This window comes from Streptococcus parasanguinis, assembly GCF_040908565.1.
GTDB lineage: Bacteria > Bacillota > Bacilli > Lactobacillales > Streptococcaceae > Streptococcus > Streptococcus parasanguinis_AC.
In genome coordinates this window covers 1-14,620 of sequence record NZ_JBDGEA010000016.1, presented here as the reverse complement: position 1 = coordinate 14,620, position 14,620 = coordinate 1, and the positions used below count along the sequence as shown (strand labels likewise).

General features: G+C 44.3%; 15 protein-coding genes. All 15 read right to left on the bottom strand.

The features are described from left to right. Positions 1-97: 97 nt before the first annotated feature. Positions 98-682: a DNA-directed RNA polymerase subunit delta gene (gene rpoE / locus AB5Y61_RS08205; protein WP_003010182.1), complete on the bottom strand. Its 585-nt coding sequence runs from the start codon at positions 680-682 to the stop codon at positions 98-100. A gap of 226 nt (positions 683-908) precedes the next feature. Beyond that, positions 909-2,192: a trigger factor gene (gene tig / locus AB5Y61_RS08200; protein ID WP_021154454.1), complete on the bottom strand. Its 1,284-nt coding sequence runs from the start codon at positions 2,190-2,192 to the stop codon at positions 909-911. Between the two features lie 128 nt (positions 2,193-2,320). Then, complete coding sequence (locus AB5Y61_RS08195) at positions 2,321-2,884, bottom strand: TIGR01440 family protein (protein ID WP_368403817.1); 564 nt, start codon at positions 2,882-2,884, stop codon at positions 2,321-2,323. Positions 2,885-2,887: 3 nt separating this feature from the next. Further along, the gene (locus AB5Y61_RS08190) at positions 2,888-3,358 is read right to left on the bottom strand and encodes an ECF transporter S component (protein WP_049514887.1); all 471 of its coding nucleotides are present in this window, start codon (positions 3,356-3,358) and stop codon (positions 2,888-2,890) included. Then, the gene (locus tag AB5Y61_RS08185; RefSeq protein ID WP_368403816.1) at positions 3,348-4,109 is read right to left on the bottom strand and encodes a bifunctional hydroxymethylpyrimidine kinase/phosphomethylpyrimidine kinase; all 762 of its coding nucleotides are present in this window, start codon (positions 4,107-4,109) and stop codon (positions 3,348-3,350) included. Before AB5Y61_RS08185 ends, AB5Y61_RS08190 begins: the two co-directional genes overlap by 11 nt. Next, positions 4,102-4,848, bottom strand: a complete 747-nt coding sequence (truA, locus tag AB5Y61_RS08180; RefSeq protein ID WP_368403815.1) for a tRNA pseudouridine(38-40) synthase TruA — start codon at positions 4,846-4,848, stop codon at positions 4,102-4,104. Before truA ends, AB5Y61_RS08185 begins: the two co-directional genes overlap by 8 nt. Positions 4,849-4,993: 145 nt before the next feature. Then, positions 4,994-6,136 carry a molecular chaperone DnaJ gene (gene dnaJ / locus AB5Y61_RS08175; protein WP_368403814.1) on the bottom strand — a complete coding sequence of 381 codons (1,143 nt, stop codon included), beginning with the start codon at positions 6,134-6,136 and terminating at the stop codon, positions 4,994-4,996. A gap of 328 nt (positions 6,137-6,464) precedes the next feature. Beyond that, positions 6,465-8,288: a molecular chaperone DnaK gene (gene dnaK / locus AB5Y61_RS08170; RefSeq protein WP_368403813.1), complete on the bottom strand. Its 1,824-nt coding sequence runs from the start codon at positions 8,286-8,288 to the stop codon at positions 6,465-6,467. A 381-nt stretch (positions 8,289-8,669) separates the two neighbouring features. Then, positions 8,670-9,194 (bottom strand): nucleotide exchange factor GrpE, encoded by a 525-nt coding sequence (grpE, locus tag AB5Y61_RS08165; protein ID WP_368403838.1) that lies wholly within the window; start codon positions 9,192-9,194, stop codon positions 8,670-8,672. 24 nt (positions 9,195-9,218) lie between these two features. After that, on the bottom strand, positions 9,219-10,253 hold the full coding sequence (gene hrcA, locus AB5Y61_RS08160; protein ID WP_003004578.1) for a heat-inducible transcriptional repressor HrcA: 1,035 nt from the start codon (positions 10,251-10,253) through the stop codon (positions 9,219-9,221). 167 nt (positions 10,254-10,420) lie between these two features. Continuing rightward, positions 10,421-11,200, bottom strand: coding sequence for a M15 family metallopeptidase (locus tag AB5Y61_RS08155; RefSeq protein ID WP_368403812.1), 780 nt, complete (start codon positions 11,198-11,200; stop codon positions 10,421-10,423). After that, positions 11,184-11,885, bottom strand: coding sequence for a histidine phosphatase family protein (locus tag AB5Y61_RS08150; protein WP_368403811.1), 702 nt, complete (start codon positions 11,883-11,885; stop codon positions 11,184-11,186). Before AB5Y61_RS08150 ends, AB5Y61_RS08155 begins: the two co-directional genes overlap by 17 nt. 123 nt (positions 11,886-12,008) lie before the next feature. Next, positions 12,009-12,698: a histidine phosphatase family protein gene (locus AB5Y61_RS08145; protein WP_368403810.1), complete on the bottom strand. Its 690-nt coding sequence runs from the start codon at positions 12,696-12,698 to the stop codon at positions 12,009-12,011. Positions 12,699-12,779: 81 nt separating this feature from the next. Next, positions 12,780-14,117 carry a PFL family protein gene (locus AB5Y61_RS08140; protein ID WP_347089481.1) on the bottom strand — a complete coding sequence of 446 codons (1,338 nt, stop codon included), beginning with the start codon at positions 14,115-14,117 and terminating at the stop codon, positions 12,780-12,782. An 18-nt stretch (positions 14,118-14,135) separates the two neighbouring features. Beyond that, positions 14,136-14,402 carry an ACT domain-containing protein gene (locus tag AB5Y61_RS08135; RefSeq protein ID WP_003004214.1) on the bottom strand — a complete coding sequence of 89 codons (267 nt, stop codon included), beginning with the start codon at positions 14,400-14,402 and terminating at the stop codon, positions 14,136-14,138. Positions 14,403-14,620 lie beyond the last annotated feature (218 nt).

Here is a 14,620-nt window from a genome sequence, read left to right as displayed (position 1 = left end):
TATTTGGGAATTCTTACACGTTTATCATACTCCATTTCGCCACTTTTTTCAATGCATACAAAAAGAAACAAGGAACAATTTCCTTGTTTCATATGATTTATTCTTCTTCCTCGTCTTCAGAATCCTCTTCTTCGTCGTCTTCTTCGCTCAATTCAACTTCTTCACCCAAATCATCTGGTACGATTTCATTGATTTCAGCATCGTAAGCTTCGACTTCACTCTTTTCATCATCTGGATTTTCTTCATCATATGAAAGAGCTGGATCTGCTTCGTAAACTTCTTCGTCTTCTGGATCGTCATCGTTGTAGTCGATCGCATCTTCGTCTCCATCCATGAAGGCATTGACACGTTTTTTCTTGCGTTTCTTAGGAGTTTCATCTTCGTCTGTTTCTTCAAGAGCGATGATTTCCTCGTCAACTTCATCGATGGCATACCATGAACGAAGACCCCATTTGTTATCTCCAAGTGGGATAAAGCTTCCATCGACATTCAATTCTGTGTAGAACAATGGAAGAGCTTCACGGATCTCGCTGTTTGATTTTTCAAGGTAATTTTGAATTTCATTTACAAGATCGCTAAAGTACATTTCATGGTCACGTCCGCGTAATTCCAAAATCGCACGCGCCACTTCAATCATAGAAAGTTCACTTTTTTCTTGTCCAGCAAATACTTCTAATTCCAAGGGTAAATCTCCTTATGTTTCATTTCCTAAATGGAGAAGGATCCGGTCTTAAACCTCATCCTATCCTCGATGATAGATTGAAAACTTCTCGTCACTAAATCTATCACGCATTTTATCGTTACACTCTATTGTACGATAAATTTCCCCTTTCGTCAAAGGAAAATTCCAGGATTCTCCATGAAATCAGAAAAAAGAAGAGCCTCACGGTTCTTCTTTTTATTCTAAATTATTTTACTTTTGCTGTGCTTGTGATCACGTTCACGGCTTTCTTCACTGTGATGTCATGTTTCAACATTTCTGGTGAAAGAAGGTTGCGAACTTGTTCAACTGGCATGTTGTAATCTGCTGCCAATTGTTCGATTTCAGCGTTGATTTCTTCTTCAGTTGCTTCAAAGCCTTCTGCTTTGGCTACTGCTTCAACCACGAGGTTTGTCTTAGTGCGGCTTTCAGCTTCTGCTTCATATTGTTTGTGAAGATCATCTTGAGTTGTTCCAGTAATTTGGAAGTACATTTCAGGTGAGATTCCTTGACGTTGCATATTTCCAAGGAATTCGTTGATTGAACGGTGTACTTCTTCGTGGATCATTTCTTCTGGAAGTTCAACGATTTCAGCATTTTCAACGGCAAGATCGATCGCTGCTGCTTCTACTGCATCGTTGTATGCTTCTTCTTTTGCTTCTGCCAATTCTTTGCGGTATTTTTCTTTCAATTCAGCAAGAGTTTCAACTTCTTCATCGATGTCTTTTGCCAATTCATCGTCAAGAGCTGGTACTTCTTTTGCTTTCACTTCGTGGATAGTTGTCACGAATTTCGCTTCTTTACCTGCAAGGTCAGCTGCTTGGTAGTCTTCTGGGAATGTTACGATCACGTCAACTGTTTCACCAGCAGAGTGTCCAACCAATTGGTCTTCGAAACCTGGGATGAATTGTCCTGAACCAAGTCCAAGTGAGAAGTTGTCACCTTTACCGCCGTCGAATTCGACACCGTCGATAGAACCTACAAAGTCGATTACAACTGTGTCGCCTTCTGCTGCAGCACCTTCTTTAACCACCAATTCAGCCAAGTTGTTGCGTTCGCGTTCGATACGAGCATCCACATCAGCGTCTGTTACTTCTTTAGAAACTTCTACTGATACTTCAAGGTCTTTGTAAGCACCCAATTTAACTTCAGGTTTTGTTACAACAGCTGCTGTCAATGTCCAGTCTTGACCTTTTTCCATAGATACAACATCAAAAGTAGGTTGGGCTACAACTTCGATTCCAGCTTCTTTGACAGCTGCTTCGTATGCTGCTGGAAGAAGATCGTTCAAAGCATCTTGGTAAAGAGCTTCTTCACCAAAACGTTGGTTGAAGATTGGACGTGGAATATGACCTTTACGGAATCCAGGTACATTCAAGGTTTTCTTAACAGACTCAAACACACGGTCCAAAGCAGGTTTGATTTGCTCTTGACTGATGGTGAAAGTCAATACACCGTGGTTAGTTTCTTTGTTTTCAAATGATACAGACATTCTGTCTCTCCTTAAAATAATATAGTCATTCCTTATAATTTTACCACAAAACTTTGAAATTGCAAGTTTTAAAACGTTTTTGCCTCTCTTTTCATCCAAAAAAACTAGCCCCTAAAAGCTAGTTCTAGTTATGATTTTCGGATAGGATCGTCTAGATAGAGAGCACGGGCACCACCGATCAATTTTGGTCGACTAGCGAGGGCTGTGACATGGGCTTCCCCTAGTTCACGTAAGACAGGGCGAATTGGGACTTGCACGTGTTTGACATGCATCCCCACTGAGGTATCTCCGATGTCTAACCCCGCTTGAGCTGTGATAAATTCTACTTCAACAGGATCCTTGAAATACTTGAAGGCAGCGAGTTGTCCAGCTCCCCCTGCATGGAGACTAGGAAGGACATTGACGATTTCTAGCTCCTTCTTGTCTGCTAATTCCCGCTCGACCACCAAGGCGCGATTGAGGTGCTCACACCCTTGTACAGCTAGATAAATTCCTCTTGGATTCAATTCATCTAGCAAGGCCTGGACAATAGTTTCTGCAATGTCGATGTTGGAGGCTTTTCCAATTGGCCCTCCTGCAACTTCACTTGAGGACATCCCGAGCACTAGAATCTGTCCTTGGCGGAGACGGCTTTTTTCCAAGACATCTACCAGGATTTCTTTTGTATCCTTCTTCAGTTGCTCCAAATCCATGAATTAGTTTCCTTTCTTTTGGAAGGCATAATAGACCACATAGCCTAAAGCCATTCCGACAAAATTCTGAGCAAGGTTATTTGGAATGTCCGAGATAGCAGCTCCCCAGCCATTGCCTAAAAAGAGAGCAGAAGCTAATGCGTAACCGCCTACCATGACGACTGTCGCAAGAAGCAAGCCTAGGTAACGAGCTTTTCCCTTGAAACCAGCGAAATAGCCTTGTCCCCCGTGAAAAAGGAGGCTAAAGAACATCCACTGAGGATAGCCTGAAATGAGGTCGAGTAGGAAGGCTCCGACACCACCTACAATAGCCCCTTCCTTGCGTCCAAAATAGAAGGCTGTGAAATAAACTCCAAGATCTAGCAGGGTGACAATCCCTGTGGGAGTTGGGAGTTTGGTATAGTAGCCAAGCACAACCGTCAAGGCACATAAAATAGAGAGGCGGGCAATGAGTTGAGTTCGATTAGATGTCATATTGTACTACTCCATACTGGTCTGAATGTTGAATCGCTTGGAAGACAAAGTCTTTAGAGGCTTTAACAGCTTCAAGCGGTGATTTCCCTTTTACCAACTGGCTGGAAATGCTAGACGCAAAGGTACAACCAGCTCCTGTATTGTTCTTTTCTAGGACTGGCTCTTCAAAAATTGTAAAGTCTTGTCCGTCATAAAAGACATCGATGGCTTTTTCCTTGTTGAGGCGATTGCCCCCTTTGACCACGACATTCGCTGCTCCCAATTCATGGAGCTTACGAGCAGCCTCCTTCATATCATCGAGCGATTGAATCTTGCTTTGGGTCAAGATCTCAGCTTCTGGTAAGTTTGGTGTGATGATGGTCACATAAGGGAAGAACTTGATCAATTCGTCTCGAAGAGCTGACACTTCCACATCATGGCTTTCCTTGCAGACCAAGACAGGATCGAGCACTACTGGGATATCTGCATGGGCTTTGACATAGTCCAAAGCTAGGTCTGCCACTTCAACATTTGGCAAGAGGCCAAGTTTAATAGCAGAGAAAGGAACATCTTTGAGAGAGTTGAGCTGTTGAGCAAAGATCGTTGGATCCACTGGAATCACTTCAAAACCATGCTCGGTCATGGCTGTCAAACAAGTCACCGCCACAAAGCCATGCTGTTTGTTAGTCGTATAGGTAGCAAGGTCTGCATGAAGACCTCCCCCACTAAAAATATCATTTCCTGAAATTGCGAGAATCAATTCATTACTCATAACGTATCTCCTTTAAATATAAGCCATTTGGCGCTGCTGTTGGACCTGCTAGATTGCGGTCCTTCTTTTCTAAAATCAGATCGATCTGCTCGATCGGCATCCGATCATTTCCAATCTTCAACAAAGTTCCCACCATATTGCGGATTTGCTTGTAGAGAAAGCCATTGCCCGAAAAGGTAAAGACAAGACGATGATTTGCCCTATCCTCGACCAAGCGAGCCTCTGTAATCGTACGAACCTTGTCTTCCACACTGGTTCCTGAAGCGGTGAAACCGGTGAAATCATGGGTTCCCTCCAACTTTTGGATGGCTACTTGCATCTTTTCCACATCCAAAGGATAGGGGTAGTGGGTCGCATAGTGGCGCATCATGGGGTTCTTGGGACGACCATAATCCACGATGAATTCATAGGTTTTGCTGTGCTTCTTGTAGCGTGAGTGAAAGTCATCTGCTACTTGCTCTACTAGGATGAAATCAATATCCTCTGGGGTCTGGGTATCCAGAGCAAAGCGAAGCTTCTCCTCGTCCCTCGCTTGAGGGAGATCAAAATGAATCACCTGTCCAAGAGCATGGACACCTGCATCGGTTCGACCCGATCCATGAACGGTAACAGAGGTTCCTTGATTGAGGCGCGTCAAGGTCTTCTCGATTTCCTCTTGCACACTACGGGCATGCGGTTGGCGTTGAAACCCTGCAAATAAGGTCCCGTCATATGAAATGGTTGCTTTGTATCGTGTCATGGTTTTATTTTAGCAGGATATAAAAGGGGATTCAAGAGTGAAAAAAGAAAACTGTCCGGGTACAGTTTTGCAAGCAAAAAAGAAGGTTCTTGGAATCGATCCAAAATAAAACGAGCTCCTTAGTCAAAAGGAAACTCGTTTATTCTTATAAGTCATCTAAAGCATCTTTGACCTTATCAAAGAAGCCTTTTTTCTTTGGGTTGACCTTCAAATCACTTGCTTCCGCAAAGGCTTGAAGGGCTTCTTTTTGCTTGTCATTTAAACCAGTTGGGGTAACAACATTGACAGACACATACTGATCTCCCATGGCACCACCACGTAAGCTTGGAGCACCTTTTCCGCGAAGACGGAATTTTTTACCGGTTTGGGTTCCTTCAGGAATAACCAAATCGACATCTCCGTGAACAGTTGGCACATGGACCGTATCTCCAAGAGCTGCTTGAACAAAGTTCAAGTCTAACTTGTAGTAGATGGTTGAGCCATCTCGTTCGAAGCGATCGCTCGGCTCAACATTGACAACGACATACAAGTCACCATAAGGGCCACCGTTAAAGCCAGCTTCTCCTTGACCTGCTAAGCGGATTTGTTGACCTGTTTCAACTCCCGCAGGAATCTTAACGTTTACGCTATGGGCTTGTTTTTCATGACCTGTTCCACGACAAGTCGTACATGGATCTTTGATTTCTTGACCACGTCCATGACAGACGTCACAGGTCACTTGACGGCGCATCATCCCAAGAGGGGTTTGCGTATCCACATTGATCACCCCAGAACCATGACAGCGTCCACAGGTCACCGGACTAGTCCCTGGCTTAGCCCCAGAACCATGACAGGTATGACAGCTAGCTTCCCGATTGTACTTGACTTCTTTTTCCGCACCAAAAATCGCTTCTTCAAACTTGAGATTGACGCGGTATTGGAGGTCATCCCCTTGACGAGGCGCATTTGGATTGCGACTTGCACCACCACCAAAGAAGCTAGAGAAGATGTCTTCAAAGCCACCAAAACCAGCACCATCAAAGCCACCAAATCCACCTGCTCCGCCACCGAAGCCACCGAAACCACCATTGGCTCCTGCAGCACCGTATTGGTCATAAGCCGCCCGCTTTTGTTCGTCGCTCAAAGTCTCATAAGCTTCTTGAACTTCCTTGTACTTGTCCTCAGCACCAGGCTCCTTGTTGATATCCGGGTGATATTTTTTCGATAATTTCCGATAGGCTTTCTTGATCTCATCTTGAGATGCATTCTTTGAAACGCCCAAACGGTCATAAAATTCAGTATTGTTCATTTAAGATACCAAGACCGTAAAATTCGACTGAAAAATAGGAAATCTGACGCAGGAGCGATGCTCCTAGACAGATTTATCTTTTTTCCGAGAATTTAGGTCGGGTTCAGTTCCTTTCTTTCATATTGATGGGACAAAACCTAAATAATTGAGATTCAGTCCCTTTTTACCGAAAAACAGAGGCTGGGTTGCAACCTCTGGATTTCTTTTTATCATTATTAACATTTAAGCAAAGCACCGTAGAAGGACAATCACTTTAGTGTTTAGTCATTCTTAACTACCTCGCTCTCCTGATTTTCAAGCTCGGGATAAAATAGTCCACTGGACTATTTTATTTTTCCGTAAACTCTCCGTCTACGACGTCATCGCCTGCGTTGCCTGTTGCTTGTGCATCTTCTGCTCCTGCTTGAGCTTGTTGCGCTGCTGCAGCTTGTTCGTAAAGTTTAACCGCAAGTCCTTGAGCTTTTTCGTTCAAGGCTTCAAGTTTTGCTTTCATTTCGTCCAAGTTGTTGTCTTCTTGGGCTTTCTTAAGATCATCAAGGGCAGCTTGTGCAGCATCACGTTCTGCATCGAAGCCTTTGCCTTCAGTTTCTTTGATTGTCTTTTCAGTCGCAAAGATAGCTTGGTCTACTTCGTTACGAAGGTCTACTTCTTCTTTACGTTTCTTATCTGCTTCAGCGTTTGCTTCTGCATCTTTCATCATGCGGTCGATTTCTTCGTCTGTCAAACCTGAGTTAGATTGGATAACGATTGTTTGTTCTTTTTGAGTTCCAAGATCTTTCGCTTTAACAGATACGATACCGTTCTTATCGATGTCAAATGTTACTTCGATTTGTGGAATACCACGAGGTGCAGCTGGGATGTCTGTCAATTGGAAACGTCCAAGAGTCTTGTTGTCCGCTGCCATTGGGCGTTCACCTTGAAGAACGTGGATATCAACGGCTGGTTGGTTGTCTGCTGCAGTTGAGAAGACTTGTGATTTAGATGTTGGAATCGTAGTGTTGCGGTCGATGAGTTTTGTGAAGACACCACCCATTGTTTCAATACCAAGTGACAATGGTGTTACGTCAAGAAGGACAACGTCTTTCACATCACCAGTGATGACACCACCTTGGATGGCAGCACCCATAGCCACAACTTCATCAGGGTTCACTGATTTGTTTGGTTCTTTACCAGTTTCAGCTTTAACAGCTTCTACAACGGCAGGAATACGAGTTGAACCACCGACAAGGATGACTTCGTCGATTTCTGACAAGCTCAAACCTGCATCTGAAAGGGCTTGACGAACGGGAGTTTTCGTACGTTCTACAAGGTCACGAGTCAAATCGTCGAATTTCGCACGAGTCAAGGTCATTTCCAAGTGAAGAGGTCCAGCAGCTCCTGCAGTGATGAATGGCAAGCTGATTTGAGTTGAAGTGACACCAGAAAGGTCTTTCTTCGCTTTTTCAGCTGCATCTTTCAAACGTTGAAGAGCCATCTTGTCTGTTGACAAGTCGATACCATTTTCTTTCTTGAATTCTGCTACCAAGTGGTCGATGATTTTTTGGTCAAAGTCGTCACCACCGAGTTTGTTATCCCCTGCAGTTGCCAATACATCGAAGACACCATCACCGAGTTCGAGGATAGATACGTCGAATGTACCACCACCAAGGTCGAATACCAAGATTTTTTCTTCTTTATCAGTCTTATCCAAACCATAAGCAAGGGCTGCTGCAGTTGGTTCGTTGACAATACGTTCTACTTCAAGACCAGCGATTTTACCAGCGTCTTTCGTTGCTTGACGTTGAGCATCGTTGAAGTAAGCTGGAACTGTGATAACTGCTTTCGTTACTTTTTCACCAAGATAATCTTCAGCGTAGCCTTTCAAGTATTGAAGGATCATAGCTGAGATTTCTTGTGGTGTGTATTCTTTGCCGTTAGCAGAAACTTTTTCAGAAGTCCCCATCTTAGATTTGATAGAAATGACTGTATCTGGATTTGTAACTGCTTGACGTTTTGCAGCGTCACCAACGATGATTTCACCATTTTTGAATGACACAACAGATGGAGTCGTGCGGTTTCCTTCTGGGTTTGCGATGATTTTGCTTTCAGTTCCTTCAAGAACTGCCACGGCTGAGTTTGTTGTACCTAAGTCAATACCGATAATTTTAGACATGTGTTTTTCTCCTTGTTGATTTTTTCTTCTTTTTTTCTTTTTGATACTCTTCTTAAGTGGCGACGCCGTCAGAGCTTGACTTCGTCAATCTCTTTGACTAAACTTTGAGCCTAAGGTCTCAAAGTTTGCGCAAATAGCGCCACGGCGAAGAGTATCGTCTTTGGTTCGCTTCGCTCACTATTGGCAAAGCCGAACCAATGTTAATCTTTCTTTCATAGTTTAGTGTCGTTTCGGACAAGTTATCTATTATGAATGTTACGACATGAGGAGTCGAAATCGTGCGCAGTAGCTGATTGGCAGTTCACTTCGCAAACGCTCGTGACCAGCCTAATCAGCCTTGCGGGGGTGCGTCAACGAAATCACAGATTTCTGACTTACCGCCTAGTTGTAAACAACGACCATAGCCGGTCTTAGGATGCGGTCATGGAGTTTGTAACCTTTTTGGAAGACTTGTGCGATGGTATCTGCTGGATGTTCGTCATCTGCAGGTAAGGTTTGGATGGCCATATGGTAGTTATGGTCAAAGGATCCGTCCGCTAGAATTTCTTCGATTCCTTCTTCTTTCAGAGCATGTACCAAACTTTCTTGGACCATTTCCAAGCCCTTCTTCACATCATCTGTCAAGCCTTCAACGGCAAGGGCACGTTCGAGGTTGTCAAGTGATGGTAAGATCGCTTTTGCCAAATCTTGGCTACGGTATTTTTGTAATTGTTGACGTTCTTCATTGGCACGGCGCTGAATGTTTTGCATTTCTGCATGAGCACGAAGGTATTTGTTTTCAAATTCCTCGGCACGCGCTTGTGCTTCTTCTAATTCAGAAGGTTGGTTGGTTTCCTCTACAACTTCTTCAGTTGTTTGGGCAACTTCCTCTTCTTTCACGTCTTCTTTTTTGATATCTTCTGTCAAGGCATACACCCCTTTCATTTGGTCTTAATTTACTTCATAATGGTTGCTGTTGAGGTAACGGTAGTAATCCGTTAACTTCATGACCAGTACCCGGCCGATAACATTGACCAGGCTAATCACACGCCTATAATCCATCTCTACAGGACCAATCACATGCATGAGGGCCATCCCACGATAAGGAACTAAGAACTTGTGACTAATCACCGTCACATTTTTCAAGGCCTTCTCTTGGGATTCTGCAACCAGGATCTGGGTCATTTGGTCCTCTGGCATTCCCCCTCGCAACTCGAGAGCTACGTGTTGGGGGTTATCTAAGAACTGATAAGTCTGGAGATCGGCGTAGGTTAAGGATGAAACCTTTCCTTCTACAAAGACTAGTTCTTGAAACAGTTGCGAGAAGACGTAATCAAACAGATCCAAGACATTGTCTGTCGTCTTAAAATAGCGCTGGACAATCTGTGGGATCTCCGTCCGCAGGCGGTAATGGATATCCAAGACTGTATTTCCAATGAAGCGTTCTTGAACCAGCTGATGGAAGATTTCCAAGTCACTGGTTAAGAAATTCTTTGGAATGGCAAATTGTACAGTGACAGGCTTTGATTCATCCAAGGTCAGAACCGCTAAAGCATCGTGATTGGATAAGGGAACAATCTCAAAACCAGTCAAGCGCTGCCGCGTCGGCTCAACATCCTGAATGACTGCGGTGTAGCCCGTCATCTGGGCCAATAACTTGGCTGTAGCATCCAAGATATCGTCTAACTTAAAGGCTTCGAAATCAAAGGCTTTCACCACCTGGTAGACATCTTGTTCATCAATCAACTCTAGATCCAGCGAGTTCTGAACAAAATATTGAAAACCAGCCCGGCTAGGCATTCGGCCACTCGAAGTGTGAGCCTTTTCTAGTAAGCCTTGTTTTTCGAGGGCAGCCATGTCGTTTCGGATCGTCGCACTACTGGATTGAATGACATCTTGCAGTGCTTTTGAACCGACTGGTTCGTGGGTCTTGGTAAAGATATCGACAACAAGATTTAGAATCTCATTTTGACGTTCTGTAACCATGACCTCACCTCTCTTTCATATTTAGCACTCTAAACACTCAAGTGCTAAACCATGATTCTATTATACACCCATCCAAAAGAAAGTCAAGAGAAAAATCCAAAAAATTAGCACTCTTTTTTTAAGAGTGCTAAAAATCATTCTGAAGACCTAGAGAAGTGAATCTCCTCCTATTTTCCAGCCTTTTTCAATAGTTGAATATATTCTTCCAATACTAGCTGATGTTTGGCCATATACTGGGCGTTTTCTACGCCAACATAACGGAAATGCCAATTCTCAAAATTCACACCCGTGATGTTGCTCTTCCCATCTGGGTAGCGAAGGACAAAGCCATATTGCGGTGCGATGGCAGCCAGCTGCATGCCCAACTCATCACTTTGACCAGCTTCGACACTCATATCGATCGCAAGCCCCGTCTGGTGTTCACTAGCACCAGGAACCTGTACCTGGGTCTGTACCTGCTTTTCAGCTTCCTCGTGCGAAAGACCACTGGCCTCTAATTGCGCAACACGCTCATTATAGAGCTCTGTTTGTTCCGCCACGCTTCGATAACCCGATATCAAGGTTTCTTCTGGGGCAATTTTTCGAGCCGCCTCTAGAAATTGACGAGTTGGCTCTACAATCCGACTATCCACTTTGATAGCATCTACATCTGTCAATTGTGGGTTCAACTCTGGCTTCACATTGTCACGATTGACCAAGATCAACTGCCAGTCTTTTGTCGAAACAGCTGGTAAATCTGATTTTTCTTTCTTTTTCTTAGAAGAAGAGGGAGTCGTTACAGCTGTTTTTTTTGCCTTCCAAAACTGAAGCCCTGAAAACAAGCTTGGCTTAGCCAAGTAAGCACCAATTCCTGATCCAAGGACCACAAGAAGAAAGAAACCCAATAGGTAAGGCCACCATTTCTTACGTTTTTTTCTTGCGCGTCTATACTTATTTGTCATGGCCATCCTCTAAGAGTTTCGCTCCAACCTTACGATAGGACATGTCTCCAATCTTTTCAATCTGAAAGGCGCCATCCTCATAGGCCAAAACCGTTACACTTCCGTTGTCCAAGACCAATTCTTCGACAGCTTTCGGATCAATGAGATAAATCAAGGTCGTAATGGTCATACCGTGGCTGACAACCATCGCATTTCCACCGCCAGCTGCTTCTACCTCTTTTGCTATGGCTTCAAACCCTTCTTTGATCCGACCACTCAAGGCACCCCAAGATTCAGCCCAACCAGTGGTGTCGACTTCAACGATCCCTTCGGCCAACTCCATCAAGCTCAACTGATGAAAATCCTCGACCTTAAAAACACGGGGTAAAACCCCCATAAAGAGCTCGCCATCATAGGCACCGTCGAAGCTACCAAAACACCACTCACGAATGCGTTTATCATAGCGATAAGGAATCTGACCTGTCAAACCAAGCTCTTGAAGAACAATTCCCATGGTTTGAATAGTTCGACCAGAATCACTCGAAACAGCCTCTTTAAAAGAAAGACCTGCTTCCTTAAGGCCAAGCCCTAATTCTCGAATCCCACGCTCTCCTGCTTCTGTCAGCGGAGTGTCTGACCAGCCCTGTGCTCGCCCAATGGTATTAAACATGGTTTTTCCATGACGAGCAATATATAATCTGGTTTTTGTCATTGTATTACCTCCGTATGTATCTCTTTCATTATATCATTTTTTGCAAAAAGAAAGTAGGAAAGCTCTTACAAGTTTTGAGAGAAAGAAAAGGCTATGACCAAAAGGTCAGCCTTTTACGACGGACTAGGATTCTTGCAAGCTTTCACCGACTTCACGGTAACTGCTATCTCCAAACACCTTTACCATCAATGCGCCATCTTCATATTCTACAAGGGTAACACTACCATTTGAAAGAGGCAGATTGAGATTTGGTTTTCCTTCAATTAGGCAGACCAAGGTCTGAATGGTCCAACTATGGCTGACCACCAAGGCATTGCCTCCTCCATTTTCTTCTACTTCTTTGGCAATAGCTTCAAAACCTTCTAAGATTCGGCCTTTCAAAACTTCCCAAGGTTCAGCCCAATTCGCTGTGTCCACTTGGCAGATGCCATTGGCCAAGTCTTCCAAGGTCAAGGTCTTATAATCTTCTACATCTAGCACACGCGGCACGACACCATGAAAGAGCTCCCCACCGTAGGCTCCATCAAAGCTTCCGAAACACCACTCGCGAATCCGCTTGTCAAAGCGATAAGGAATTTTTTCTTTTAACCCCAATTGATCAAGTATGATCCCCATGGTTTGAATGGCACGACCTGAATCACTGGAGTATGCTCGAGTAAACTCCAAACCAGACTCACGCAAGCCGATCCCTAGAGCCTCAATGCCTTTTTCTCCTTCTGCTGTCAAGGGTGTATCAGACCAGCCTTGAGCACGGCCAATGGTATTAAACATGGTTCTCCCATGACGAATCACAAATAATCTTGTTTTAGCCATCTTGTCTCCTTTTGCAAGAAAAAAGTCTGGAGTTTCATCATCACAGACTTTTCTATTTTCTACTATTATACTAGATTTCTCTTAGTTTTTAAAGCTATGAACCGGAGCCGGAATTTGACCACCACGGGCAATGAAATCAGCTGACGAAGCTTTGTTGACCTTCATTACCGGAGCAGACCCAAGAAGTCCTCCAAGTTCTAACATATCGCCTTCTTTTCCATAAGGAATAATCCGAACCGCCGTTGTCTTTTGGTTGATGACCCCGATAGCTGCTTCATCTGCGATCATGGCTGCAATGGTCGTATCTGGAGTATCAGCTGGGATGGCAATCATATCCAGACCGACGGAGCAGATAGCTGTCATGGCTTCCAATTTTTCCAGGTTGATATGACCTGACTGGACTGCCGCAATCATTCCTTCATCTTCTGAGACCGGAATGAAGGCACCTGACAACCCACCGACTTGGTTACAAGCCATAATGCCGCCTTTTTTCACTTGGTCATTGAGCAGAGCTAGCGCTGCTGTAGTTCCATGGGTTCCAACTACTTCAAGCCCCATGGCTTCGAGGACACGGGCAACCGAATCCCCAACAGCCGGTGTTGGCGCAAGGGACAAGTCTACAATTCCAAACTCCACACCGAGACGTTCACTAGCCATTTGACCCACTAATTGTCCGACACGAGTGATTTTGAAGGCTGTCTTCTTGACTGTTTCAGCCAAGACATCAAAGCTTGCACCAGGAACTTTTTCAATGGCCCGTTGGACAACACCAGGACCGGAAACGCCGACGTTGATGACAACATCCGCTTCACCGACACCGTGGAAGGCACCCGCCATAAAAGGATTATCTTCTACAGCATTAGCAAAGACCACCAGTTTCCCTGGTCCCATTGGATCCGCTTGGGAAGCTTCTTTAATGATACGGCCCATGTCTCGGACAGCGGTCATATTGATCCCCGTCTTAGTCGATCCAATATTGACTGAAGAGCAGACAAAATCGGTCTCTGCAAGAGCGCGAGGAATGGAATTGATGAGGATTTCATCCCCCTTTTGGTAGCCTTTTTGAACTAGGGCTGAGAAGCCACCGATAAAGTTAATTCCGATCTCTTTCGCCGCACGATCTAACGCCTTGGCAAAGGGTACATAATCTGTCGCATTGGTTGCTGCCCCGATAATAGAAATCGGAGTGACCGAAACCCGCTTGTTGACAATAGGAATACCCAGTTCTGCCGCAATCTCATCTCCAACAGCCACAAGATCCTTGGCCTTTGTCACAATCTTATTGTAGACTTTTTCTGCTGCCTTATCGATATCTGGATCAATACAATCTAGAAGCGAAATCCCCATGGTGATGGTCCGAACGTCAAAGTTCTGCTCCTCAATCATGGCAATGGTTTCTGTTACCTGTCTAATGTCCATAAATTCTCAACCCCTATCTTACAAATTGTGCATGGCATCAAAAATCGCAGCGCTTTGGATATTGATTTTGACATGAAGAGACTGACCGAATTCTTCCAACTCTGAACGAAGCTGCGTGAAATCCTTTTTCTCATCCGATGATACGACCGCCATCATGGTAAAGTATTCATCCAATACCGTTTGAGAGATATCGTCGATATTGAGTCCCAATTCTGCCACTTTCGTTGCGACACCGGCTACGATTCCTTTTTGGTCTTTTCCAACGACTGTAATAATTGCTTTCATTTCACTGCTCCATTCTATCTATTTGCTTCCATTGTAGCACATTCCCCTTAAAATCGCCCTTCTCAACTAGGAACGTTCGGATATTTTAAATGTGTATAAAACAATAAAGAGGCTGGGACAAAAGTCCTAGCCTCTTTATTGTTTTGGATTGTCGAGCAAGACGCAGTGGTTGAGTGGGCTCTACTACGCTGATTTCATCAACTTTCACAGCCCTACTC

Coding starts and splice junctions, on each gene's coding strand:
- tig (WP_021154454.1), bottom strand. CDS start 2,192: ATGTCTGTATCATTTGAAAACAAAGAAACTAACCACGGTGTATTGACT.
- AB5Y61_RS08145 (WP_368403810.1), bottom strand. CDS start 12,698: ATGGCTAAAACAAGATTATTTGTGATTCGTCATGGGAGAACCATGTTT.
- truA (WP_368403815.1), bottom strand. CDS start 4,848: ATGACACGATACAAAGCAACCATTTCATATGACGGGACCTTATTTGCA.
- AB5Y61_RS08155 (WP_368403812.1), bottom strand. CDS start 11,200: ATGGCCATGACAAATAAGTATAGACGCGCAAGAAAAAAACGTAAGAAA.
- dnaK (WP_368403813.1), bottom strand. CDS start 8,288: ATGTCTAAAATTATCGGTATTGACTTAGGTACAACAAACTCAGCCGTG.
- AB5Y61_RS08195 (WP_368403817.1), bottom strand. CDS start 2,884: ATGGATTTGGAGCAACTGAAGAAGGATACAAAAGAAATCCTGGTAGAT.
- AB5Y61_RS08140 (WP_347089481.1), bottom strand. CDS start 14,117: ATGGACATTAGACAGGTAACAGAAACCATTGCCATGATTGAGGAGCAG.
- AB5Y61_RS08190 (WP_049514887.1), bottom strand. CDS start 3,358: ATGACATCTAATCGAACTCAACTCATTGCCCGCCTCTCTATTTTATGT.
- AB5Y61_RS08135 (WP_003004214.1), bottom strand. CDS start 14,402: ATGAAAGCAATTATTACAGTCGTTGGAAAAGACCAAAAAGGAATCGTA.
- AB5Y61_RS08185 (WP_368403816.1), bottom strand. CDS start 4,109: ATGAGTAATGAATTGATTCTCGCAATTTCAGGAAATGATATTTTTAGT.
- AB5Y61_RS08150 (WP_368403811.1), bottom strand. CDS start 11,885: ATGACAAAAACCAGATTATATATTGCTCGTCATGGAAAAACCATGTTT.
- dnaJ (WP_368403814.1), bottom strand. CDS start 6,136: ATGAACAATACTGAATTTTATGACCGTTTGGGCGTTTCAAAGAATGCA.
- hrcA (WP_003004578.1), bottom strand. CDS start 10,253: ATGGTTACAGAACGTCAAAATGAGATTCTAAATCTTGTTGTCGATATC.